Annotated in this window: 19 protein-coding genes and 1 other RNA gene; 16 read left to right on the top strand and 4 right to left on the bottom strand. The window is 65.6% G+C overall.

Going from position 1 to position 20,535, the window contains the following annotated elements:
* Window positions 1–84: 84 nt before the first annotated feature.
* A complete protein-coding gene (gene greB / locus QBJ92_RS14310) occupies window positions 85–591 on the bottom strand; it encodes a transcription elongation factor GreB (protein WP_277970372.1) in 507 nt (168 codons plus the stop codon).
* A 6-nt stretch (window positions 592–597) separates the two neighbouring features.
* A complete protein-coding gene (locus QBJ92_RS14305; protein ID WP_277970371.1) occupies window positions 598–2,589 on the bottom strand; it encodes a lytic transglycosylase domain-containing protein in 1,992 nt (663 codons plus the stop codon).
* A gap of 88 nt (window positions 2,590–2,677) precedes the next feature.
* On the opposite strand from QBJ92_RS14305, the gene dapA reads away from it, so the two are divergent.
* Window positions 2,678–3,559 (top strand): 4-hydroxy-tetrahydrodipicolinate synthase, encoded by an 882-nt coding sequence (gene dapA, locus QBJ92_RS14300; RefSeq protein WP_277970370.1) that lies wholly within the window; start codon window positions 2,678–2,680, stop codon window positions 3,557–3,559.
* Window positions 3,560–3,609: 50 nt separating this feature from the next.
* Here the strand turns inward: dapA and QBJ92_RS14295 are convergent, their stop codons facing one another.
* Window positions 3,610–4,011, bottom strand: a complete 402-nt coding sequence (locus QBJ92_RS14295) for an acyl-CoA thioesterase (protein WP_277970369.1) — start codon at window positions 4,009–4,011, stop codon at window positions 3,610–3,612.
* Between the two features lie 213 nt (window positions 4,012–4,224).
* Between QBJ92_RS14295 and smpB the strand changes: the two genes are divergently transcribed.
* The 8 genes from smpB to QBJ92_RS14255 all read left to right on the top strand — a co-directional run bounded on the left by smpB (window position 4,225) and on the right by QBJ92_RS14255 (window position 14,699).
* Window positions 4,225–4,707 carry an SsrA-binding protein SmpB gene (gene smpB / locus QBJ92_RS14290; RefSeq protein WP_277970368.1) on the top strand — a complete coding sequence of 161 codons (483 nt, stop codon included), beginning with the start codon at window positions 4,225–4,227 and terminating at the stop codon, window positions 4,705–4,707.
* Window positions 4,708–4,726: 19 nt separating this feature from the next.
* A complete protein-coding gene (locus QBJ92_RS14285; RefSeq protein ID WP_277970392.1) occupies window positions 4,727–5,287 on the top strand; it encodes a DUF2062 domain-containing protein in 561 nt (186 codons plus the stop codon).
* 54 nt (window positions 5,288–5,341) lie between these two features.
* Complete coding sequence (locus QBJ92_RS14280) at window positions 5,342–7,402, top strand: M13 family metallopeptidase (RefSeq protein ID WP_277970367.1); 2,061 nt, start codon at window positions 5,342–5,344, stop codon at window positions 7,400–7,402.
* Window positions 7,403–7,426: 24 nt separating this feature from the next.
* Window positions 7,427–9,496, top strand: coding sequence for a M13 family metallopeptidase (locus tag QBJ92_RS14275; protein WP_277970366.1), 2,070 nt, complete (start codon window positions 7,427–7,429; stop codon window positions 9,494–9,496).
* Between the two features lie 114 nt (window positions 9,497–9,610).
* On the top strand, window positions 9,611–12,034 hold the full coding sequence (locus tag QBJ92_RS14270; protein WP_277970365.1) for a response regulator: 2,424 nt from the start codon (window positions 9,611–9,613) through the stop codon (window positions 12,032–12,034).
* A 38-nt stretch (window positions 12,035–12,072) separates the two neighbouring features.
* A complete protein-coding gene (locus QBJ92_RS14265; protein WP_277970364.1) occupies window positions 12,073–12,426 on the top strand; it encodes a response regulator in 354 nt (117 codons plus the stop codon).
* 249 nt (window positions 12,427–12,675) lie between these two features.
* On the top strand, window positions 12,676–13,776 hold the full coding sequence (gene recA, locus QBJ92_RS14260) for a recombinase RecA (protein WP_277970363.1): 1,101 nt from the start codon (window positions 12,676–12,678) through the stop codon (window positions 13,774–13,776).
* Window positions 13,777–14,066: 290 nt separating this feature from the next.
* Window positions 14,067–14,699, top strand: a complete 633-nt coding sequence (locus tag QBJ92_RS14255) for a glutathione S-transferase family protein (protein WP_277970362.1) — start codon at window positions 14,067–14,069, stop codon at window positions 14,697–14,699.
* Between the two features lie 44 nt (window positions 14,700–14,743).
* On the opposite strand, the gene QBJ92_RS14250 is transcribed toward QBJ92_RS14255, so the two are convergent.
* Window positions 14,744–15,400 (bottom strand): alpha/beta hydrolase, encoded by a 657-nt coding sequence (locus QBJ92_RS14250; RefSeq protein ID WP_131529191.1) that lies wholly within the window; start codon window positions 15,398–15,400, stop codon window positions 14,744–14,746.
* A 117-nt stretch (window positions 15,401–15,517) separates the two neighbouring features.
* Between QBJ92_RS14250 and QBJ92_RS14245 the strand changes: the two genes are divergently transcribed.
* The 7 genes from QBJ92_RS14245 (at window position 15,518) to QBJ92_RS14215 (ending at window position 20,523) form a co-directional block, all read left to right on the top strand.
* Window positions 15,518–16,612 (top strand): cysteine desulfurase family protein, encoded by a 1,095-nt coding sequence (locus QBJ92_RS14245; RefSeq protein ID WP_431358410.1) that lies wholly within the window; start codon window positions 15,518–15,520, stop codon window positions 16,610–16,612.
* Window positions 16,609–17,697 carry a cysteine desulfurase family protein gene (locus QBJ92_RS14240; protein WP_277970361.1) on the top strand — a complete coding sequence of 363 codons (1,089 nt, stop codon included), beginning with the start codon at window positions 16,609–16,611 and terminating at the stop codon, window positions 17,695–17,697. Before QBJ92_RS14245 ends, QBJ92_RS14240 begins: the two co-directional genes overlap by 4 nt.
* Window positions 17,694–18,026, top strand: coding sequence for a 2Fe-2S iron-sulfur cluster-binding protein (locus QBJ92_RS14235; protein WP_277970360.1), 333 nt, complete (start codon window positions 17,694–17,696; stop codon window positions 18,024–18,026). The genes QBJ92_RS14240 and QBJ92_RS14235 overlap by 4 nt, the downstream gene beginning before the upstream one ends.
* A 45-nt stretch (window positions 18,027–18,071) precedes the next feature.
* A complete protein-coding gene (locus QBJ92_RS14230) occupies window positions 18,072–18,299 on the top strand; it encodes a hypothetical protein (protein ID WP_277970359.1) in 228 nt (75 codons plus the stop codon).
* Window positions 18,300–18,337: 38 nt separating this feature from the next.
* An RNA gene (gene ffs, locus QBJ92_RS14225) (signal recognition particle sRNA small type) lies at window positions 18,338–18,435 on the top strand.
* Between the two features lie 100 nt (window positions 18,436–18,535).
* Complete coding sequence (locus QBJ92_RS14220) at window positions 18,536–20,203, top strand: DNA polymerase III subunit gamma/tau (RefSeq protein WP_277970358.1); 1,668 nt, start codon at window positions 18,536–18,538, stop codon at window positions 20,201–20,203.
* The gene (locus tag QBJ92_RS14215; protein ID WP_131529179.1) at window positions 20,200–20,523 is read left to right on the top strand and encodes a YbaB/EbfC family nucleoid-associated protein; all 324 of its coding nucleotides are present in this window, start codon (window positions 20,200–20,202) and stop codon (window positions 20,521–20,523) included. The genes QBJ92_RS14220 and QBJ92_RS14215 overlap by 4 nt, the downstream gene beginning before the upstream one ends.
* Window positions 20,524–20,535: the final 12 nt, after the last annotated feature.

Raw genomic sequence — 20,535 nt, 5'->3', positions numbered from 1 at the left:
GTCACTCGGGATCGAAATCGTTAACCGCTGCGGGTAAGCGGCGCATCTCGTACTTTGGCACGACATCGCGCCACTACCCAACCCTTATCCGTCGGCGACGGAAGGCGCGCGGGCGGCGGGGTAGGCGATCGTCATGACCTCATACTCTCGCTCCCCGGCGGGCAAGGCCACGCGCCGGACGTCGCCGACCGCCGCCCCGCGCAAGGCGCGCGCGATCGGCGCGTTCCAGCCGATCCGGCCCGCCGTGGCGTCGGTTTCGTCGTCGCCGACCAGCGTCAGCACGCGGTGTTCGTCCTCCTCGTCGGCGATCGTCACGGTCGCGCCAAACCACACGCGCGTCCGGTCGGGCTGCGCGGCCGGATCGACCACCTTGGCCGCCTTCATCCGCCGCGCGAGGAAGCCGAGCCGCCGGTCGATCTCGCGTAAGCGCTTGCGCCCGTAGATATAGTCGCCGTTCTCAGAGCGATCGCCATTCCCCGCCGCCCAGGAAATGACGTCGACGAGCTTGGGCCGCTCCTCGCCGAGCAACTGCCGATATTCCGCGCTAAGCACGGCATAGCCCGCCGGGGTGATGTAATTGGGACGATCCATCGCGTGTCAGCCCGGCGTGCGTTTGCCCAGATACCAGCTGATCCGGTTCGGACCGGACGAGCGCGCGCGCGAGGGATTCATCAGGTCATAGACCACCGCATTCTCGAGCACGCGCTGAACGTAATTCTTGGTCTCGTAGATCGGGATCGCCTCGATCCAGTCGATCATGTCGGGGCCACCCGCCATCCGCGGATCCCCATTCGCGCGGAGCCATTTGTTCACGTTGCCCGGCCCGGCGTTATAGGCGGCAACCGCGAGCGGATAACTGCCGAACAGGCCAAAGATCTTCCGGAAATAGCTCGACCCGACCATGATGTTGTAATCGGTGTCGGTGGTCAGTGCGGACGGATCGTAGGACAGGCCGATCTTGCCCGCGGTTTCGCGCGCGGTGCCGGGCATCAACTGCATCAGCCCGCGCGCACCCGCGTGGCTGACCGCGGCGCGATCGAACTGGCTTTCCTGCCGCGCGATCGCGTGGATCATCGTCCAGTCGTCCTGGCTCGACACGGGCACCTTGACGCTCGGGAAGCCGACGGTCGAATATTCGCTGAGACCGTTCTGCAACGCACTCCGCCCGACCATCACGCCCAGGTCCGGACGGCCGAGCGTGCGCGAGATTTCGGACGCGAGGACATGGTCGCTGTCGGTCGTGGCATCGGCGGCGATCTGGCGAATGAACGCGGTCTGGTCCGCCCAGGCGCCGGTCGTGCCGAGATATTGCGCGGCCCGCACCGTTTCGCGGGCATAGAATTTCGCGCGGGTCGCGGCATCGACCGGGCGCAGCGTCGCGGTGCCGGGCGCGGTCAGCGTCTGGCCGAGCCGTTCGATCGCAAGCTGGCCGTAGAACAAGTCGCGAAACCCGGCGGCGCGCGTGTAATATCCATTGGCTTCGGCGCGGCGTCCCGCGGCTTCGGCCGCGCGGCCTGCCCAATAGAAGCCCTTGGACTGCGTCGTCGAGGTGCGCGACGCGTTGGCATAGCGCAGGAACAGCCCGGTCGCATCGGCCGGGCGGTTCATCTGCTTCATCACCGCCTGTCCGGCGAGCCAGACGAGACTGGTATAGTCGTCGCGCTCGCCATAGGGGCGCGTGCTGACGTCGGTTCCCGCAGGATACGCATCGTCGACCCGACGCGCGATGTCATAGGCGACCGCGATCTGTCCGTCGTTGGCGGCAGCGCGGGCGTTGGTCAGCAGCGTCTCGAACCATTGTTCGGGGCTCGCCGGAACGGTCGCCAGCGGCAGGCGCTGCGCCAGTGTGGCCCGCGCACTGTTCGAGGCGCCGCTGAAGCGGAACCAGCTCGCGCGATCCGCGATCCAGCCGGGGTCCGCGCCGCCGATCGCCTGCGTCGCGGCGGCCCGATCGGACGCATCGGGCGCGTTGGTACGGAAGGCGAGCCGGGCCTCGAAGATCGGGCGACGCGCCGGGCTGGTGAGGCCGATCTGGCGCTGCGCGGCGAGCGTCGAGTTGAGCCACAGCAGCATGTCCATCCGGGCGTCCTGATCCGCCTGGCTCAGCGCCCCGGGATAGAACGCCTGGATCCGCGCCTCGTCGACCGGCGAGATCGTTCCGGAAATCCAGGCTGCGCGCGCGGCGGCATTGGCTTCGGCGCGCGCGCCGGTGGCGGCCAGCGCATCGGCATAGCGCGTGCGGCTCGTCCCGCTGAGCGGCGGGAAGCGGCGGAAGAAGGCGACGGCGTTCGCCGGGGACCAGCCCGGAGTCTCGAGTGCGCGCTCCGCCAGGCGGCGCAACGCCATTTCGTTGGGCCAGCCGGGATGCGCCACGAGGAAGGTCGCGTAGCGATCGAAGCCGTATCCCGGGCTTTGCAACGCCTTCCACTCCGCGATCGATGTCGCGATCGCGACATTCGACGCATTGGTGCCGGTCAGGATTTGCGTCGCGCGCCCCCAGCCGAGCTGTTCCTGCACCGCATCCGCGGGCACCGCCAGACTGGATACGCTGGCCAACAAGAACGCCGATTTGAACACCGTTGTAATCATGTGGACAGACTATGCTTCCTGTCCGTATTTGTCCCGGGGAAAAACACCTAAAGCCGACGGATCATCCCGCGCGCAGGAGCACAACACTATGTTTTCGGGATCAATCCCGGCGCTTGTCACGCCGTTTGCTGCGGACGGCGCTTTCGATGAGCCGGCGTATCGTGATTTCATCGAGTGGCAGATTACCGAAGGTTCCGCCGGGCTCGTCCCGTGCGGGACGACCGGCGAAGCGGCGACGCTGACCGCCGACGAGCATTTTCACATCGTCGCGGTCTGCGTCGATCAGGTGCGGGGGCGCGTTCCCGTCCTGGCGGGCGCCGGGTCGAACGATACGCGGGTCGCGATCCACAACATTGCTGCGGCGAAGGCTGCTGGTGCAGATGCCGCGCTGATGGTGCCACCCTATTACAATCGCCCCAATCAGGAAGGGATCTTCCGGCATTTCGAGGCGGTTGCGAACAGCAGCAGCTTGCCGATCGTGCTGTACAACGTGCCCGGCCGGACCGTGACCGACATCGCGGTCGAGACTGTCGGTCGGATCGCGCACGCGCTGCCGAGCGTGATCGGAATCAAGGATGCGACCGGCGTGATCCAGCGTGTCTCGGCGCAGCGGGCGGTGTGCCCGGAGGGGTTCGTCCAGCTGTCCGGAAACGACGACATGGCGCTCGCGTTCAACGCGACGGGCGGGGTGGGGTGCATTTCAGTGACTGCAAACGTCGCGCCCCGTTTGTGCGCCGATTTCCAGGCGGCATGCGCTGCGGGCGACTATGCCGCCGCTTTGGCTCTGCACGATCGGTTGTTCGCGCTTCACGGGTCACTTTTCACGGATGCGTCGCCGGGGCCGGTTAAATATGCCGTGAACCGCGTGCGCTCGACCTTTCCCAAGGCCCTCCGCTTGCCGATGACCTGGCCAAGCGAGGCAAGTCAGCGCGCCGTCGACGCCGGGCTGGCGGCGGCGGGACTGGTTTGAACGGGGCTAACCGCTGACGCCCGGATCGACCGGGCGCTGCGGCGCCCGGATCAATCCTTGGCGAAGAACCGGTCGATCACGCTTTGCCCGAGTCGGGCAGGGCGCTTGGTTTCGATGTCGAGGCAGCACCAGCTCGATTTCACCTCGGCCAGAACCTCCTCGCCCCGCTTGATGATCGTTTCGTAGAACGCGCGCGCGCCCTGTACCTTCTCGAGCAAGACCGTTGCGATCACCTCGTCGTCGAGGAACGTCGGCTTGCGATAGGTGATCTCGTGCTTGAGCGCGACCCACGCGTGCGTCGCCAGCGCGTCGGCAGGGGCGAAGCGTTGCCAGTGGCTGATCACCGCCGCCTGTACCCACTTGAGATACGACGCGTTATTGACGTGACCCATGAAATCGATGTCCGCCGCGTCGATATCGATCGGGAATTGGTGCGTTGCGAACTGGACCATATTCTATCCTACCCCAGATGCGGCTGCGTTGCGAGAGCCTAGCGCCCAGGTCTTTACAAATCTGTCAGTACCGATGGCCTTACGACTGTAACGATGGACCGGTCGGTTCGATCCCCGTTATCCCCGGTTTCGGCGCCGCCATCCATCGCCGGGCTGTGTCCCGTCATTGCAGGGCTTTCGTTCGGGGGTGGGACGTCCTACATCGCCCAGCCTATGGCGCGTCCCAAACCTGTAACCTTCGAGAAAACCAAGATCGTCGCGGAAAACCGACGCGCGCGGTATGACTATTCCATCGAGACCGTGTTCGAGGCTGGCATCGCGCTGACCGGGACCGAAGTGAAATCGCTGCGCAGCGGGCAGGGGTCGATCGTCGAAAGCTATGCTGAGGCCAAGGACGGCGCGGTGTGGCTGGTCAATTCGAACATCCCCGAATTCAGCCACGGCAACCGCTTCAATCACGAACCGAAGCGCCCGCGAAAGCTGCTGCTGCATGCGCGGGAAATCAACAAGATGCACGGCGCGGTCAATCGCGACGGGATGACGCTCATCCCGCTGATGATCTATTTCAACTCGACCGGCCGGGCGAAGGTCGAGCTGGCGCTCGCGAAGGGCAAGAAGGCGCACGACAAGCGCGATTCGATCAAGGAGCGCGACTGGAAGCGCGAGCAGGGTCGATTGATGCGCGACCGTGGGTGACACATCCCGCGCGCGGGGGATGGGGTCGCGGATCTGGAACTTCGCCCTCGGGCATATCCCCACGCGCGACAAGATCGAGCGCAACCGTTTCCTACGCCCGGTGGCGCATCGCATCTTGCACCCTGCTTTGTGGCGTTTCACCCGCCGCTCGGTCCCGCGCGGCGTCGCGCTGGGGGTGGTGAGCGGCATCCTGTTCCCGTTCGTCCATGCGCCCGTTGCGGCATTGGCGGCCTTGCCGGTGCGGGCAAACGTGCCGGTCGCGGTGGCGACGACGTTGCTGCACAACCCGCTGACCAGCGTGCCGATCTATTTCTCGGCCTATCATATCGGCCTGTGGGTCCTGCGGCTGGATCGCACGGTGCCGGGTCGCCCGATCGCGAGCAACGTCGCGGCGCATGTCGACTGGCTCCATACGCTGGTCGCGCAAGTCGGCCCGGCGACGATCGTCGGGCTGGCGGTTCTGTCCGCGGTGCTCGCCATCATCGGCTATGTCGTCGCGGGTTTGGTGTGGCGGGTCCGGATCGGGCGCAAATGGCGGAAACGTTCGATCGAACGGAATTTCGCGATCGCGTTTGACTAGGCGTGTCGGCTGGATAGAACACGCGGGCTTTCGTTATGATTTGAAGGGCTTTAAATGCGTGGTTCGCATCTTCTCCTATCGTTGACCGCCTCCGTCGCGCTTGCCGGGGCGACCTATGCGCAGACCGGCGCGACACCGCCCAAGCCGAGCGTTCCGACCGCGGCGCTTCCCGACAAACCAACCTATGGCGCATTCGGCCTCGATCTCGCGGGCATGGACAAGACCGTGAAGCCGGGCGACAATTTCGCGGAATATGCCGGCGGAACGTGGGCGCGCAACATCGCGATCCCGGATGACCGGGCCGCATTCGGCATGTTCAACGTGTTGCAGGATTTGTCGACCGAGCGGACTCGCGGCATTCTTGAAACCGCGATGAAGACGCCGGGCAACAAGAGCGGCGACATGTACGCCAGCTACATGGACGAAGCCGCGATCGAAGCGAAGGGCGCCAAGCCGATCCAGCCGTGGATCGCCGCGATCAAGGGTGCAAAGGACAAGACCGCGCTCGCGGTGGAAATGGCCAAGCTCCAGCGGCTCGGCGTGGGCGGCCTGTTCGGGGTCGGCGTGAGCGTCGATGCGAAAACGCCGACCAGCTACATCGTCAGCACCGGCCAGTCGGGCCTCGGGCTGCCCGACCGCGATTATTACCTCAAGACCGATCCCAAGCTGGTCGAAACCAAGGCCGCCTATCAGGCGTATCTCGCCAAGATGCTCGGCCTGATCGGCGAACCCGATGCCGAAGCGCGCGCCGCCGCGATCGTCGCGTTCGAGACACGGATCGCGACCGGACACTGGACGCGGATCGAATCGCGCGATGCCGACAAGCGCTACAACAAGTGGACCGCCGCCGATTTCGCCGCGAAGGCGCCGGGCTTCCCCTGGAGCGACTATCAGTCCGCCCTCGGCGTCGCGCAGCAGCCCGCCTATATCGTCGGCCAGCCGAGCGCGGTCGCGGCCGAGGCGCAGTTGTTCCAGCAGACGCCTTTGCCGGTGCTGAAGGATTATCTGACGCTCAAGGTGTTGCGCAGCTACGCGCCGTATCTGTCGAAGGCGTTCGACCAGGCGAATTTCGCCTTTTACGGCACGGTCTTGTCGGGTGCGCCGCAACAACAGCCACGCTGGAAGCGCGGGGTCGCGGTCGTCGGCGGGGCGCTGGGCGAGGACGTCGGCCAGCAATATGTCGCGCAATATTTCCCGCCGGAATCGAAGAGCGCGGCGGATCAGCTCGTCAAGAACGTGATCGCGGCAATGGGGCAGCGGCTCGACAAGCTCGAATGGATGGCGCCCGAGACCAAGGTCAAGGCGCACCAGAAGCTCGCGTCCTTCACCCCCAAGATCGGCTATCCGTCCAAGTGGCGCGACTATAGCGCGCTCACCGTCTCCCGCGGCGATCTCGTCGCCAACGTCGCGGCGGCCAATGCGTTCGAATATCAGCGCGATCTCAACAAGCTCGGCGGGCCGATCGACCGGACCGAATGGGGCATGACGCCCATGACGATCAACGCCTATGCCAACCCGACGATGAACGAGATCGTCTTCCCCGCCGCGATCCTCCAGCCGCCGTTCTTCGATGCGAAGGCGGATCCGGCGGTCAATTACGGCGGGATCGGCGTGGTGATCGGGCATGAGCTCAGCCACCATTTCGACGATCAGGGCCGCAAGTTCGATGCGACCGGCAAGCTGACCGAATGGTGGACCCCCGAGGACGTCAAGCGCTTCACCGCGCTCACCGACAGACTGGTCAAGCAGTATGACGCCTATGAGCCGATCCCCGGGCAGCATATCCAGGGTGGCCTGACGCTCGGTGAGAACATGGCCGATCTGGCGGGGCTCGCGGTGGCGTATGATGCGTATCACCGCTCGCTGAACGGCAAGCCTGCGCCCGTGCTCGGGGGCCTGACCGGCGACCAGCGTTTCTATCTCGGCTATGCGCAGGTGTGGCGGATCAAGTTCCGCGAGCCTGCGCTGCGGTCGCAATTGTTGAGCGACCCGCATTCGCCGGGTCCCTTCCGGACCGCGGAAGTGCGCAACGTCGATGCGTGGTACAAGGCGTTCGGCGCGAAGCCCGGCGACACGATGTACCTGGCGCCCGCCGACCGTGTTCGCGTGTGGTAACAAATCCAGAATTGGGGAAGCATGATGAAACATATCTATAGTCTTGCGCTGGCCTCGGTCGGCGCGCTGGCGGTGGCCGTCGCCACCGGCGGCATCGCCCAGACCGCGCCCGCACCCGCACCCGCCAAGGCGGACCCGGCATCGGCCGCCGCGGCCAAGGGCAAGCCGCAATTCGGCAGCTTCGGGTTCGACGAACCCGGGATGGACCGCTCGGTCGCGCCGGGTGACAATTTCTACGCTTATGCCAACGGCACCTGGGCGCGGACGACGCAGATCCCGGCGGACAAGTCGAACTACGGCGCGTTCAACCTGCTCGCCGATCTCTCGGAAGCCCGCACACGCACGATCCTCGATGGCGTCGCGCGGGACCGGAACTCGAAGATCGGCACGGCCTATGCGACCTTCCTCGATCGCCCCGCGATCGACGCGAAAGGCCTTGCCCCGATCCAGCCATGGCTCGGCAAGATCAAGGCGATGAAGACCAACGCGGCCTATCCCGCATTGCTCGCGGAAGCGACCAAGGCTGGGATCGCCGGGCCGTTCGGTTCCTATGTCGGTCAGGACGACAAGCGGCCCGAAATCTATGCCTTGTCGGTCGCACAGTCGGGCCTCGGCATGCCCGACCGGGATTATTACCTCGAACAGAGTTTCTCGGACAAGAAGGCGGCCTATCAGGCGCATGTCGCCAAGATGCTGACGCTGGCGGGCGAGCCCAATGCCGCAGCGCGCGCGGCGGCGCTTGTCGCATTCGAGACCGAGATCGCCAAGGTCCACTGGACCCGGATCGACAGTCGCGATGCGACCAAGACCTACAACAAGATGACCGTCGCGGACCTTACCAAGGCAGCGCCGGGGTTTGCGTTCCCGACATACTTCCAGGGCATCGGCGCCAACGTCTCGAGCGTGATCGTCGCGCAGCCGACCGCGGTCGCGGGGATCGCCAAGCTCGTCGCGGCGGCGCCGGTCGGCGTTTTGCAGGATCAGTTGATCCTGCGCTCGCTCGACAGCTACGCCGATGTGCTCCCGAAGACGTTCGACGACGAGCATTTCGCGTTCTTCGGCACGCAATTGTCAGGCACGCCCGAGCAGGAAGCGCGGTGGAAGCGCGCGGTCCAGTTCACCACGGGCGCACTCGATGACGAAGTCAGCAAGCTCTACGTCGCCAAATATTTCCCGCCCGAAACCAAGGCGGCGGCGGACACGCTCGTCAAGAACGTGATCGCGGCGATGGACCGGCGGATCGACAAGCTCGACTGGATGGCTCCGGAAACCAAGGTCAAGGCGCACGCCAAGCTCGCGGCGTTCACCCCCAAGATCGGCTATCCGTCGCAGTGGAAGGATTATGCCGGCCTGAAGATCGCGGCGGGCGATGCCTATGGAAACAGCTGGCGCGCGAACCAGTGGCAGCAGGCGTACAACGTCTCGCATCTCGGCAAGCCGCTCCAGCGCTGGGAATGGGGCATGACCCCGATGGAAGTGAACGCCTATGCCAATTTCGGCATGGTCGAGATCGTCTTCCCGGCGGCGATCCTGCAACCGCCGTTCTTCGATCCCAACGCCGACCCCGCGGTCAATTACGGCGGGATCGGTGCGGTGATCGGGCACGAGCTCAGCCACCATTTCGACGACCAGGGTGCCAAGTACAACGCCAAGGGCGAACTCACCGATTGGTGGACGCCTGCCGACGTCGCCGCGTTCAAGGGCCGCACCGATGCGCTGGTCAAGGAATATGACGCGTATGAACCGCTCCCCGGCGTCCATGTGAAGGGCGCGCTGACGCTCGGCGAGAACGTCGCCGATCTCGCGGGGCTGACGGTGGCGTATGACGCTTATCATCATGCGCTGGGCAACCGCCCCGCACCGACGCTGGACGGGTTTACCGGCGATCAGCGGTTCTATCTCGGCTGGGCGCAGGTGTGGCGGCGCAACTACCGCGAGGCGAACCTCAAGCAGCGGCTCGTCACCGATCCGCACAGCCCGTCCGAGCAGCGCGCGTGGGTCGTCCGCAATCTCGATCCGTGGTACGCCGCCTTCGATCCGAAAGCAGGACAAAAACTGTACCTGACGCCGGAACAGCGCGTGCGTATCTGGTAAAGACGGTGTTACCCTCGTCCCTCCGACACGCGTGCGGATGGACGAGGGGGCAGCGCCGGTTGAACGACCGGTGGTGCGTCCTGCTCCAGTCCTGACGCTTCGACACGAGGTCCCATGGCACGCGTACCCAGATCGACCACCGATATGCCCGCCCGTTCCGCGCTGCTGATCGCGGGCGGGTTCGGTCTGGCCGCGGCGTTGGTCATTCTGGGCGTCGTCGGCAGCATCCCGCTCGCCGGGACGTTCCTTGCGACCACGCTCGTCCTCGGGGGGGCGCTGGTGGTGTACCGGCAGCTGTTCCGGTCACCGACCGTCGTCGCAAGCGAACCCGACTGGAGCATTGCCCGCGCGCTGGCTGAGAGCAGTTCCGACGCGATTGCGGTGACCGACCGGGCAGGCCGACTGGTCTGCGCGAACGATCGCTATGAAGCGATCTTCCTGGGGTTTCCAACCCCGCCCGGCTTGCCGTTCGATGCGAGCGGGGTCGAACGGCTGAGCGCTGCCGGCCGCGCCGCATGGCGCGACGGGTCGGCGGGGACCGACCGCCTCGTCGTCCACGGCACGGTCCTGACCGCGGACGTGGCGCGCGCGGGGGAGGACGGCAATCTGCTGGTCTGGCGGTTCCGCGGAAACGAGGGGCTGGACCTCGCGCGGACGATGGAGACGCTGCTGTCGGGACCGACTGGCGACCGGCTCGGCAGCGCGGGGATCATGGCGGCGTTGATCAACCCGGACGGTCGCATCCGCTCCGCCAACCGCGTGCTGCGCGTGCGGGCGATGGGCGAGGGTGAGGGCGACATTCTGGGGCGGGACTTCGCGCGCTTCCTGATTACCGACGCGCACGGCATGGCGCGGTTCGAACGCGAGGGGATGACGAGCAATCCGCTGCGCGTGCTGCAGATTCCGTTCCTGGACGGGGAGGACGCCCCGATGCTCGTCGCCTTGATCGACGAGGAGGACGGCAGCCATCCCGCGATCGGCGAAAGCGCCGGCGCGCACATCAAGAGCCTGGTCGCGCTGATGCCGTTCGGCGTGGCGCTGATCGGCGCGGACGGGCGTTTCCTCCAGATGAACGATGCGTTTGCGCGTGCCGCCGCCGTCGATTCGCTCAGCCCGCCGTTATATCCGGGGGACTTGTTGGTCCGCGAGGACAAGGGTGTCGTCGCGGATGCGATCCGCCGCTTCGCCGGGGGTGCGACGCACTCGACCGATCTTGCGGTCCGCTTGAAGGATCATCCCGACGAGCCGGTCGCGCTGTCGATCGCAGGGGCGCGCGGACTGGGCGATGCCGCGGTGTTGCTGAGCCTGAAGGACAATAGCGAGGAAACCCGGTTGAAGCGCGAGGTCGCGCAAGCGACCAAGATGCAGGCCGTGGGGCAGCTCGCCGGCGGCGTCGCGCACGACTTCAACAATATCCTGACCGCGATCATCGGGCATTGTGACCTGATGCTGATGCGCCATTCGCCGGGCGACAGTGATTATGACGACATCCAGCAGATCCGCGCCAACTCGAACCGCGCGGCCAGCTTGACGCGCCAGTTGCTCGCCTTCTCGCGCCAGCAGACGCTGCGCCCGCAGGTGCTGCAATTGCCCGACGTCATTTCCGAAGTGTCGAACCTGCTCAAGCGCCTGTTGGGCGAAACGGTGACGCTGACGGTCAAGCACGGGCGCAATCTGAGCCCGGTTCGCGCCGATCCCGGCCAGCTCGAACAGGTGGTGGTGAACCTCGCGGTCAACGCACGTGATGCTATGATGACGCACGATCCACGCGGCGCGGGCACCTTGTCGATCCAGACCTATGCGGTGACCGCGGCGGACGTGCGCAAGCTCGGGTCGGACATTCTGCCGCCCGCCGACTATTCGGTGCTGGAAATCGGCGATACCGGCGGGGGGATCCCGCCCGAAATCCTGCCCAAGATCTTCGAGCCGTTCTTCACCACCAAGGAAGTCGGCAAGGGCACCGGGCTCGGGCTGTCGACGGTGTACGGCATCGTCAAGCAGTCGGGCGGTTATATCTTCGCGGACAATCGCAAGGATGCCGGTCCGATGACTCCCGGCCGGGCCGCGCATGGGGCGATCTTCACGATCTATTTGCCGGTCTATACCGAAGGCGCGCTGAACGAGCCGGTCCCGCAACGCGTCCTCCCGCGCGAGAAGCCGGTCGACCTGTGGGGAACGGGCACGATCCTGCTGGTCGAGGACGAGGACATGGTCCGCGCGGTCGCTGAACGCGCGCTCAGCCGACAGGGCTATACCGTGCTGACCGCAGAGAATGGCGAAGCCGCGCTCGAGCTGCTTGCGGACAATCCGCGGCCCGATCTGTTGATCTCGGATGTGATGATGCCGCTGATGGACGGCCCGACGATGGTCCGGCATGCCCGCGCGCAATATCCCGACCTGCCGATTCTCTTCATGTCGGGCTACGCCGAGGAGACGCTGCGCAAGTCGATTAATTTGGATAACGTTTCGTTTCTCGCAAAACCCTTTTCCGTACAGGAGCTTGCGGAGGCGACGCGCGCGGTGTTAGGAACAAAATGAGATAGCGCGGCTCCTCGCGCTGCACTAGAGGCGATGGGATGAGTTCTCCACAGTCCATTCTCGTCGTCGAGGACGAGCCCCTGATCGCCATGATGATCGAGGATTTCCTCGACGTTCTGGGCAAATCGCTCGCCGGCAGCGCAGACAGCGTCGGATCGGCACTGCAGCTGGTCGACGCGGGCGGGATCGATGCTGCGATCCTCGATGTCAATCTACGGGGCGGCGAGAAGAGCTTCCCGATCGCTGAAGCGCTGGCGGCGCGCAACATTCCGTTCGTCTTCGCGACCGGCGGATCGCACGACAGCGTCGGCGACGCCTGGGCGGACCGTCCGACACTCTCGAAGCCGTTCACGATGGACGGAGTCGCCAAGGCGCTCGACGCGCTCGCCTGACACCTTCTTAAAACGCGACGTTTGCCGACGGACCTTCGAGCGGTCCGGGCAGCGGCGTATTTTCAGCGTGAAAGCGACAACCAGTCCGCCATAACCGTCGGTGATCGAGCGTCCTTGTGCGCAATGTCAGACCATAACCAGCGCCGATCTGCGTCAATTGGTGTTCGCCCCTTGTTCTATGTGAACAAACATAGTACATAGCCACCATGCATTGAACGCGATGGGCGTTCGGTCTAGCGGGAGGCTCCAATGGCGGTTTCGTTGAAAGTGATCGACAGCAAAATGGCGGCATCCACGGATAAGGCGAGCGCAGAGCGCGCCAAGGCACTCGAAGCTGCGCTGGCGCAGATCGATCGCGCGTTCGGCAAGGGCTCGGCGATGAAGCTCGGGTCGAAGCAGACGATGCAGGTCGAGGTCATCTCGACTGGCTCGCTCGGTCTCGACATCGCGCTCGGCGTGGGCGGATTGCCGCGCGGCCGCGTGATCGAGATCTACGGCCCGGAAAGCTCGGGCAAAACCACGCTCGCGCTCCATGTCATCGCAGAAGCGCAGAAGACGGGCGGCACCGCCGCATTCGTCGATGCCGAGCACGCACTCGATCCCGTCTATGCCAAGAAGCTGGGCGTCAACATCGACGAGCTGATCGTGTCGCAGCCCGATACGGGTGAGCAGGCGCTCGAGATCGTCGACACGCTGGTGCGGTCGAACGCGATCGACGTACTCGTCGTCGACTCGGTTGCGGCCCTTGTGCCGCGCGCCGAGATCGAGGGCGAGATGGGCGACAGCCACGTTGGCTTGCAGGCGCGTCTGATGTCGCAGTCGCTGCGCAAGCTGACCGGTTCGATCAGCCGGTCGCGCTGCATGGTGATCTTCATCAACCAGCTCCGCATGAAGATCGGCGTCATGTACGGCAACCCCGAGACGACGACGGGCGGCAACGCGCTGAAATTCTACGCCTCGGTCCGCCTCGACATCCGTCGCACCGGGCAGATCAAGGATCGCGAGGAGATCATCGGCAACGCCACGCGCGTCAAGGTCGTCAAGAACAAGGTCGCGCCACCGTTCAAGCAGGTCGAATTCGACATCATGTACGGTCAGGGCGTTTCCAAGATCGGGGAAATTCTCGACCTTGGCGTCAAGGCTGGGCTGGTCGAAAAATCAGGTGCGTGGTTCTCCTACGACAGCGTCAGGATCGGCCAGGGACGTGAGAACGCCAAGACCTTCCTGAAGAACAATGTCGAGATGAGCGATCGCCTCGAAAAGGCGATCCGATCGCGGACCGACAAGGTTGCCGAGGAAATGATGGCGGGCCCCGAACCCGAGGACATGGACGGCGACGAAGAGATGTGAGGGTATTCCCCGGCCGTGCGGTGATGGCCGGGGGCTGGAGCGCGACGTGCGCGTCGCGCTCCCTTTTACGGGACGGCTGATCTTGCCGTCGAACACCTTGGGAAGGCCCGCCTGTAAGGGCGGGCTTTTCATGGTTTTGGGATCAATGGTCCGGCGCGTCCGGTCCCGACCGCAGCGCTCGCCACCAGAATCGCCGACCGACCTGAAATTGCGTAAGATCGCGGGACCCTTGTAGTTGTCCGGGGCATTTCACTCGTATCGTGCCGGTTGAAGGCCGACAGGAGAAGCCAATGTCGCTCATCGTCCATCATCTCGAGAATTCCCGTTCGCAGCGCATCCTTTGGCTGCTCGAGGAACTCGGCTTGCCGTATGACATCGTTCGCTACGAGCGGGACAAGACCACGATGCTTGCCCCGCCGGAACTCAAGAAGATCCATCCGCTCGGCAAGTCCCCCGTACTGCAGGATACCGCCGCTGGTCAGGTGGTGATCGAGACGGGGGCAATCGTCGATTATATCGTCGAGCTGGCGGACGGAAGAATGGGGCCGCCCGCGCACCGCGACGCGACGCTGCGGTATCGGCAATATCTACACTATGCCGAAGGATCGATGATGCCGCCGCTGCTGCTGTTGCTGGTGATGAACCGGATCCCGGTGGTTGGAAAAACGGCGGCAAAGCGCGTCCAGCCGATGATCGACGTTCACCTCGATTATGTCGAGAGCGAGCTTGCCAGCCGCCCGTGGTTCACGGGGGACACGTTCACCGCGGCTGACGTCATGATGAGCTTCCCGCTCGAGGCGGCGCGCAGCCGCGCGGGGCTGGACGAGTCGCGCCCGGCGACGATCGCCTGGCTCGACCGCATTCATGCGCGACCGGCCTATCAGGCGGCGCTCGCCAAGGGCGGGCCATACGCTTACGCCTGATACCACTCGCCTTCCCCGCGCGATCGCGGGGAAGGCGGAAGACGTCAGCGGATCGGCGAGTTCGGGTCGAGCCGCATGTCGAGATACTTGTCCACCGACCCCATCAGCTGCGGCATTTCGTGTTCGAAGAAATGGTTGGCCTTGGGAATCGTGTCGTGGTGGATCGTGATGTGCTTCTGCGTCCGCAGCTTGTCGACCAGCTTCTGGGTCGCCGCCGGAGTCGCCACTTCATCCGCTTCGCCCTGGATGATGATTCCGCTCGCCGGGCAGGGGGCCAGGAAGGTGAAATCATACATGTTCGCGGGCGGCGCAACCGAGATGAAACCGCGGATTTCAGGACGGCGCATCAGCAGCTGCATTCCGATCCAGGCGCCGAAGCTGACCCCGGCGATCCAGGTCGTTTGCGCCTCGGGGTGAAAGCTCTGGACCCAGTCGAGCGCGCTCGCCGCGTCGGACAATTCGCCGACGCCGTTGTCGAAAGTGCCCTGGCTCTTGCCGACGCCGCGGAAATTGAAGCGCAGGGTCGCGAAGCCGCGGCGCTGGAAGGTCTTGTAGAGCTCCATCACGATGTGGTTGTTCATCGTGCCACCCGCCTGCGGATGGGGGTGAAGGATCATCGCAACGGGCGCGCGGGGGCGCGATGCGGGAGCGAAACGGCCTTCGAGACGACCGTCTGGGCCGGGAAAAATGACTTCTGGCATCGGACCTGCTGACAAGGAAGAGCGGGGAAGCGCGCCCCGATGGGCCGCGCGAAGAGTTGTGCGCTATACAATGATGGCGCACGTCTGCGCAATGATTGCAGCGAGTCCCGAATCCCGATGCCAATGACGCCCGATCGCCTCTATCTCGACCATGCCGCGACGACCCCGATTCTCGCGGTGGCGCGCGACGCGATGGCGCACGCGATGGAGGCCTGGGCCAACCCGTCGTCGCCACATGCCGAGGGCCGCGCGGCGCGCGCCATGCTCGAACAGGCCCGCCGCGACGTCGCGAAAGCCTATCGCTGGGACGGCGAGCTGCTGTTCACCAGCGGCGCGAGCGAAGCCTTGGCAATCGCGCTCCACCGCGCGACGGTGCCGCGACGGCTGATGTCTTCGGTCGAGCATGACGCCGTGATTCGTGCGGCACCGGGTGCAAAGGTCGTCGCGGTCGACTCGCTGGGACGGATCGATCTGGCGGCGCTTGCGGCGGCGCTGGATGGCGACCCCGCACTGGTCTGTGTTCAATACGCCAATAGCGAGACCGGCGTCCGACAGCCGCTCGGCGCGATCGCGGAGATCGTCCGGCGGGCAGGGGGCCTGCTGCTGGTCGATGCCGCGCAAATGCCGCCCGGGGCGGATCCGGACGGGATCGCGCAGGCGAATTTCGTCGCGCTGTCCGCGCATAAGCGCGGTAGTCCGCCGGGGATCGGAGCGTTGCTCGTGCGCGATCTCGCAAGCCTTGCGCCGACCGGCGGACAGGAACGCGGGTATCGCGGCGGGACCGAGAACGTACCCGCGGCCGTCGGCTATGCCGCCGCGCTGGCGGAACCTGAAGACCTTGCGGCGATGGCGGCGTTGCGGGTCCGGCTCGACGATGCGATCACACGATCGGGTGGCGAGGTCGTCGCGATCGGCGCTGACCGGCATCCCGCGATCGGATCGTACCGGATGCCGGGGCTGGCCGCCGCGACGCAGTTGATCCGGTTCGACATGGCGGGCATCGCGGTGTCCGCCGGAAGCGCGTGTTCGTCGGGGAGCATGAAACCGAGCCACGTGCTCGGCGCGATGGGGTGGGACGCAGAAGCCGCGCGCGAAGTCGTTCGCGTCAGTTTCGGGCGCACCACCACTGCGTCCGACATCGACCGCTTCGTGCGTGAATGGCGTACAATCATGCGGTCGATTCGTGGCAACGACCTGTTGGGGGCGGCATGACCTATCTCGATTATCAGGCGACGACGCCGCTCGCGCCGGAAGCATTTGACGCGATGCTGCCTTGGCTGCGCGACCATCACGCCAATCCGCATTCGCCGCACGTAGCGGGCCGCAAGGCCAAAGCAGCCGTCGAGGTCGCGCGGGATCACGTGGCTTCCCTGTTCGGTACGGGTGGACACGTCGCCTTCACCAGCGGTGCGACCGAGGCGCTCAACTGGGCGATCCAGCGAACCGATGGGCCGATCGTGACGCTCGCGACCGAACATGCTGCGGTGCTCGATACCTGCGCCGCGATGGCAGCGCAGGGGCGGAGCGTGACGGTCTTGCCGGTCGGACCGGACGGGCTGATGGATCTGGAGACCGCGCGCGCAGCGATCGAGCCGGGAACCGGGCTGGTTGCGGCGATGCTGGTCAACAACGAGATCGGCGTGATCCAGCCGATCGCCGCACTTGCCGAAATTGCAAAAGCAGCTGGGGCGCTTTTCCTGTGCGATGCGGTCCAGGGGTACGGTCGTGTGCAGATCCCGCCGCACTGCGATCTGATCGCGGTCTCGGCACACAAGATCCACGGGCCGAAGGGGATCGGTGCGTTATGGGTCCGCGATGGCGTCTATCTCGCGCCGCTGCTCTACGGCGGGGGGCAGGAAACGCTTGGCCGATCGGGGACTTTGTCGCCGGCGCTCTGCGCTGGTTTCGGCACGGCGGCACGGCTGATGGCGGAACGGCGCGTCGCCGATGCGGCCCACGTCGCCGACCTGTCGCGGCGCGCGCTTGATCGCCTGGAAGGATGGATCGTGAACGGTGCCCAGGAACCACGCTACCACGGCAATCTCAACGTCCGCCGGGACGGACTGGACGTTGCGCGGCTGATGTCGTCGCTCCGCGATGTCGCGTTCTCCGCGGGGTCGGCTTGCGCCAGCGGATCGGGCCGGTCGAGCCATGTGCTCCGTGCGATCGGGTTGCGCGATGCCCAGGCGCGGTCGAGCATCCGGATCGGATTCGGTCGCTACACCCAGGCCGACGAACTGTGTGCAGCGATCGACCGGATCGCCGCAATGGCCGAATCGCAAAGGATCGCGGCATGATCCGAGTACGGTTCGTCGAGCGCGACGGTAAGGTCTGCGAAGTCGCGGGAGCGGCAGGCGACCGCCTGCTCGAAGTCGCGCAAGCGGCAGGGCAACCGCTCGAGGGGACGTGCGAAGGGCAGATGGCGTGCTCGACCTGCCACGTCATCGTCGCGGCCGCCGACTTCGCGCGTCTGCCGCCTGCCAGCGCGGAAGAGGAAGACATGCTCGATCTTGCGACGGGCGCGACACGGACCAGCCGGCTGGCCTGCCAGATCGTGCTGGACGCCGACATGGCCGCTCTCACCGTCGCAATCCCGCCCGAGTCACGGAACATGCAGCGGCGCTGATCATTTCGCTTCCGTGCCATTCAGGCTGCACGAAGGAGATACCCCATGAAATTCATCGCTTTGCTGTCGGCTGGCCTCATCGCCGCAAGCGCGCTCGCGCCGACCGCCGCGGGTGCCCAGATGCGCCAGGACCGGCACGATCGGCATGACCGGGTCGTGACCCGGACCGTCCATACCGAGCGCCATCGTCCGGCCTATCGCACGCGCCGGGTGTGCCGCATGGAATATCGCAACCATCGCCGTGTTCGCATTTGCCGGACGGTTCGCCGCTAAGCACTCTTGATCCCGCCGCCCGACCCCGCCATATGCACCGCGGGAGTCGGGCGGACGTGGTCGTCGCCAACTTGGTCAGGGCCGGAAGGCAGCAGCCACAACGATTTCGCCGCGGGTCGTTCCGGCTCCCACCGCGCCAGCGCGATCGCAGCGCGCCAGACCTTCAGAGCATCCGCTGCCGCTGCCCCCAAAGCTGGCTCTTACATCGCGCGCGATGCCGCTCTAGATAGACGGCAATGTCCGACTCCATCGATCTTCCTGGCTTCGACCTGGGTGCGCCGCCCCAAGCAGCGTCCAAGGACGCGTATCGGGTGCTTGCCCGCAAATACCGTCCGCAAACCTTCGGCGAACTGATCGGTCAGGACGCGATGGTGACCACGCTCGGCAATGCGATCCGTCGGCAGCGTCTCGCGCATGCGTTTCTCCTCACCGGGGTCCGCGGCGTCGGCAAGACGTCGACCGCACGCTTGCTGGCGAAGGCGCTTAACTGCATCGGGCCGGACGGGAAGGGTGGCCCGACGATCGACCCGTGCGGGGTCTGCGAACCGTGCGTCGGGATTGCCGAGGGGCGTCACATCGACGTGATCGAGATGGACGCCGCGAGCCATACCGGCGTGGACGACATGCGCGCGGTGATCGACGCGTCGCGGATGACCGCGTTCGTCGCGCGCTACAAGATCTACATCATCGACGAAGTCCACATGCTCTCGAAGAACGCGTTCAACGCGTTGCTCAAGACGCTGGAGGAGCCCGCCGAGGGCGTGAAGTTCGTGCTCGCGACCACCGAGGTCAACAAGGTCCCGGTCACGGTGCTGTCGCGCTGCCAACGGTTTGACCTGCGCCGGATCCCCGCCGAAAAGCTTGCCGACCATTTTGCGCGCGTCGTCGAGGCGGAGGGCGTTTCGGCGGAACCCGAGGCGCTCGGGCTGATCGCGCGGGCTGCCGAAGGGTCGGCGCGCGACGGACTGTCGATCCTAGACCAGGCGATCGCCCACGCCGACATGGAGGGGGGGCAGGTCAACGCCGCGGCGGTGCGCGACATGCTCGGCCTGTCGGACCGCGGCGCGATCCGCGACATGATGGCGTTGCTGCTCGCGGGCGATGCGCTTGGCGCGCTGGCGGCGCTGCGGCGGCAATATGACCTCGGCGTCGATCCGCTGGGCGTGCTGCGCGGATTGCTCGAGACCGTCCATGCGACGACGCTGGTGAAGCTGGGTGCCGCCGTGGAACCGGGGCAGGCGACGGAAGAACGCGGGGCGTTAGAGACATGGGCCGCAAGCCTGTCATTCGCCGCTTTGCATCGCTTGTGGCAGTTGCTGCTCAAGGGGCATGAGGAAGTCGGTCGCGCTGCGCTTCCGATCGAGGCGTGCGAGATGGCGTTGCTGCGGCTCGTCCATGCCTCGACGCTGCCTGATCCCGGCGAGCTTGCGCGGATGATCCAGAACGGCGCGCCGCCGGTCGCCGTGGCGCCTGTGGCACCTCCGCCCGCGGCGAGCGAACCTGTGGCGGCGGCGATCCCGCAGTCGATCGCCGCGATCGTCACCGTGCTGGAAAATGCCGGCGAGCTCGCGTTGGCGTCGCGCGTCGTGCATCACGTCAGCCTGATCAGCATCGTCGACGTCGAAATGGTAGTGAGTTCCTCGCGGCCGTTGCCAAGCGACCTGCTCGCCGAGCTCGGGGCCACGCTCAAGCAGATCACCGGGCGCATGTGGCGGATCTCGTCAGCACCGACCGTAGGTGCGCCGACGCTGCGTGAAGCCGAAGCCGCACGCCGCGAGGCGTTCAAGGCCGAAATTCTGGCGACCCCGGTGATCGTTGCGGCACTTGAAGCGTTCCCCGACGCAAGCCTTCCCGAAAGCGAAATCGACCGCCTGCTGGCGGCCCAACGGAGCAAGAGTGCATGAACAGTATCGAAGACATCATGGCGATGGCGCAGAACGTCCAGAACGAACTGGCGAAGGCGCAGGACGGGCTCGACAAGATCGAGGTCGAGGGCGCTGCCGGCGGCGGTCTGGTCAAGGTCCAGGCATCGGCCAAGGGTCGGATCATCGGGATCACGATCGATGAGTCGCTGTTGCAGCCAAGCGAGAAGCAGATGCTCGAGGATCTGGTGGTTGCCGCGTTCAACGACGCCAAGGCGAAGGCCGACGCGGCATCGGGCGCCGAGATGGCGAAAATGACCAGCGGCATTCCGCTTCCCCCGGGCTTCAAGCTGCCGTTCTGATTGGATCCGGGC

It is taken from the genome of Sphingomonas echinoides, assembly GCF_029623395.1.
GTDB lineage: Bacteria > Pseudomonadota > Alphaproteobacteria > Sphingomonadales > Sphingomonadaceae > Sphingomonas > Sphingomonas echinoides_A.
Note: the sequence above shows the minus strand (reverse complement) of the source record. Positions and strands in the feature narration are given on the sequence as shown.

Excerpts from the sequence above, each read along its gene's own strand:
- dapA (WP_277970370.1), top strand. The coding sequence starts at position 2,678 with ATGTTTTCGGGATCAATCCCGGCGCTTGTCACGCCGTTTGCTGCGGAC.
- QBJ92_RS14235 (WP_277970360.1), top strand. The coding sequence starts at position 17,694 with ATGATCCGAGTACGGTTCGTCGAGCGCGACGGTAAGGTCTGCGAAGTC.
- QBJ92_RS14275 (WP_277970366.1), top strand. The coding sequence starts at position 7,427 with ATGAAACATATCTATAGTCTTGCGCTGGCCTCGGTCGGCGCGCTGGCG.
- QBJ92_RS14220 (WP_277970358.1), top strand. The coding sequence starts at position 18,536 with ATGTCCGACTCCATCGATCTTCCTGGCTTCGACCTGGGTGCGCCGCCC.
- QBJ92_RS14255 (WP_277970362.1), top strand. The coding sequence starts at position 14,067 with ATGTCGCTCATCGTCCATCATCTCGAGAATTCCCGTTCGCAGCGCATC.
- QBJ92_RS14305 (WP_277970371.1), bottom strand. The coding sequence starts at position 2,589 with ATGATTACAACGGTGTTCAAATCGGCGTTCTTGTTGGCCAGCGTATCC.
- QBJ92_RS14230 (WP_277970359.1), top strand. The coding sequence starts at position 18,072 with ATGAAATTCATCGCTTTGCTGTCGGCTGGCCTCATCGCCGCAAGCGCG.
- QBJ92_RS14285 (WP_277970392.1), top strand. The coding sequence starts at position 4,727 with ATGGGGTCGCGGATCTGGAACTTCGCCCTCGGGCATATCCCCACGCGC.
- QBJ92_RS14295 (WP_277970369.1), bottom strand. The coding sequence starts at position 4,011 with ATGGTCCAGTTCGCAACGCACCAATTCCCGATCGATATCGACGCGGCG.
- smpB (WP_277970368.1), top strand. The coding sequence starts at position 4,225 with ATGGCGCGTCCCAAACCTGTAACCTTCGAGAAAACCAAGATCGTCGCG.
- QBJ92_RS14250 (WP_131529191.1), bottom strand. The coding sequence starts at position 15,400 with ATGCCAGAAGTCATTTTTCCCGGCCCAGACGGTCGTCTCGAAGGCCGT.
- greB (WP_277970372.1), bottom strand. The coding sequence starts at position 591 with ATGGATCGTCCCAATTACATCACCCCGGCGGGCTATGCCGTGCTTAGC.
- QBJ92_RS14215 (WP_131529179.1), top strand. The coding sequence starts at position 20,200 with ATGAACAGTATCGAAGACATCATGGCGATGGCGCAGAACGTCCAGAAC.
- QBJ92_RS14245 (WP_431358410.1), top strand. The coding sequence starts at position 15,518 with ATGCCAATGACGCCCGATCGCCTCTATCTCGACCATGCCGCGACGACC.
- QBJ92_RS14270 (WP_277970365.1), top strand. The coding sequence starts at position 9,611 with ATGGCACGCGTACCCAGATCGACCACCGATATGCCCGCCCGTTCCGCG.
- QBJ92_RS14240 (WP_277970361.1), top strand. The coding sequence starts at position 16,609 with ATGACCTATCTCGATTATCAGGCGACGACGCCGCTCGCGCCGGAAGCA.
- recA (WP_277970363.1), top strand. The coding sequence starts at position 12,676 with ATGGCGGTTTCGTTGAAAGTGATCGACAGCAAAATGGCGGCATCCACG.
- QBJ92_RS14280 (WP_277970367.1), top strand. The coding sequence starts at position 5,342 with ATGCGTGGTTCGCATCTTCTCCTATCGTTGACCGCCTCCGTCGCGCTT.
- QBJ92_RS14265 (WP_277970364.1), top strand. The coding sequence starts at position 12,073 with ATGAGTTCTCCACAGTCCATTCTCGTCGTCGAGGACGAGCCCCTGATC.